The 609-nt window shown below is 40.2% G+C and carries 1 protein-coding gene; it reads left to right on the top strand.

What is annotated here, in order from left to right; all coding sequences use genetic code 11:
* On the top strand, positions 1-609 hold a 609-nt coding region (locus ACFIM8_RS09345; RefSeq protein WP_375614854.1), incomplete at both ends, for an autotransporter outer membrane beta-barrel domain-containing protein.

The following is a 609-nucleotide window of genomic DNA, read 5'->3' as shown; positions in this document are numbered from 1 at the left end:
ATTAGAGCTGTTGTTCCACAGGTTCCAACTTATCTTCTTTTGCCAAATGCCTTATTTCATGCTGGTTTAGTGGATATGATCACGCAAAATAAGACGTTGGAGATAATGCGCAATGCTTTTCATTCTTCTTGGAAAGAGAATGAAAAGACAGCCTTTTTTCTGCGTGCTTATGGGGGGAGCCATCATTATGCTTCCAATTTATCTGCTTTTGAATATGGCTATGGTGCTGAGCTCGATTATAATGCACTTGAAGCAGGTGTTTTGTTAAACGAGATTGAGAGTTTATATGGTCGTACATTCTTTGGAGTTTTGGGGAACTATGGAAATCTTTCTCTACACCCTCAGGATGTTGAACAAAGCAAAAAAAGCGCATTTAATAAATGGTCTGTTGCTGCCTATGGAAGTTTGCAGCATGATAGGGGTTTTTATATAGATGGGGTGGTATCGTATGGTCTTTTTAAGGGTGATGTTTTGACCCTTTCACGGGGCAAGGTTGTGGCGTTAAAGGGTAAACAGTTTAGCGGTTCTTTAACGAGCGGTAGAACGTTTGCAACAGGGTATAAAGGTGTTGTTTTTGATCCGCAGATTCAGGTTGTTTATCAGCATCTT

Origin of the sequence: Bartonella sp. AC535YNZD, from assembly GCF_042196625.1 — a bacterium.
In the GTDB taxonomy this organism is placed as follows: Bacteria; Pseudomonadota; Alphaproteobacteria; order Rhizobiales; family Rhizobiaceae; genus Bartonella.
The sequence above is the reverse complement of the archived record's forward strand: the minus strand, read 5'-3'. Positions and strand labels throughout refer to the sequence as shown.